Genomic DNA, 1,262 nt, shown 5'->3' on the forward strand with positions numbered 1-1,262 from the left:
TGACGCTGACCGGTCCGGGAGGGGTCGGCAAGACCCGGCTGGCGTTGCACGCCGCCCACGCGTTGCGGTCGCGGTTTCGCGACGGAGTGGTGGTCGTGGAAGTGCACCCACTCACGCATGACGATCTGCTCGCCCCGGCGGTGGCCGCCGCGCTGGGAGTGAGGGACCTCGACCGGCCGGTACGGCCGCTTCTGGCGGAGCACCTGGTCGACAAGCGGATGCTGCTGGTGCTGGACGGCTGCGAACATCTGGTGCACGCGTGCGCGGAGTTGACGCAGTGGCTGCTGGGCGCGGTTCCCCGCGTGCGCGTCATGACGACCAGCCGGCATCGCTTGGGCGTGCTCGGCGAGCATGTGCTGGCAATCGGACCGCTGCCGTACGCCGACCAGCACGCGCCGGTGCGCGAGATCGCCCGCAGTGATGCGGTGCGGCTGCTGATCGAGCGGGCTGTCGCCGCCGAGGTCGGCCTGAAGATCGATGCCACCACGATTCCGGTGCTCGCCCGCATCTGCCGGCGGCTGGACGGCATCCCGCTGGCCATCGAACTGGCCGCGGCGCGTCTGCGTGCTTGCCCCCTGGAGCAGCTCGAGCGGGAGCTGGAGGACGACCGTACCGGCCTGGCCGGCCACAGCTCATCGCCGTCCGCCGCATTCCACGAGAGCCTGCGTGCCATCATCGATTGGAGCTACCGGCTGTGCTCACCTGCCGAACGGCGGCTATGGGGGCGCCTTTCGGTCTTCCCGGGTGGCGTCGATCTGGAGACGGCCGAGGAAGTGTGCTCCGGTGCCGGCATCGCCGCCGAGGATATCGTCGATGTGATCGCCGCCTTGGTGGACCACTCGATCCTGTCGGCCCGGCCGTCCGCGACAGGCATGCGCTACCGGTTGCTGGACACCCTGCGCGCCTACGGGCGTCAACGCCTGACCTCCCACGATGAGAAGTTGCTGCGCGAGCGGTACTGCGCTCACTACCGGTCCTTGGCCGAACGGCAGTCGATCGACCGGCTCGGCCCCGACCAGCTCGAGAGCTTCCGCATCCTGCAGGCCGAGTTGCCCAACGTGCGTACCGCCCTGGAGTTCTTCTACAGCAGTCCGGCCTCGGCTGAAGGCGGCCTGAACATGGCCACCCGGCTTGGAGCCTTCTGGCTGCTGGCCGGAGCTTTGACCGAGGGCAGGCATTGGCTGGATCATGGCCTCGACCTCGTGCCGGCGCGGACCCGGACGCGTATCACCGCACTGTGGGTTGACGCCCTGCTGGCGATC

The 1,262-nt window shown here is 69.3% G+C and carries 1 protein-coding gene; it reads left to right on the forward strand.

The annotated features are described in order from the left end of the window. Positions 1–5 precede the first annotated feature (5 nt). Positions 6–1,262, forward strand: a 1,257-nt coding sequence (locus ACTMTI_RS56845) for an ATP-binding protein (RefSeq protein ID WP_441129405.1), incomplete at its 3' end; no start/stop codon positions are given.

Source organism: Nonomuraea sp. H19 (genome assembly GCF_052068215.1).
Classification (GTDB): Bacteria; Actinomycetota; Actinomycetes; order Streptosporangiales; family Streptosporangiaceae; genus Nonomuraea.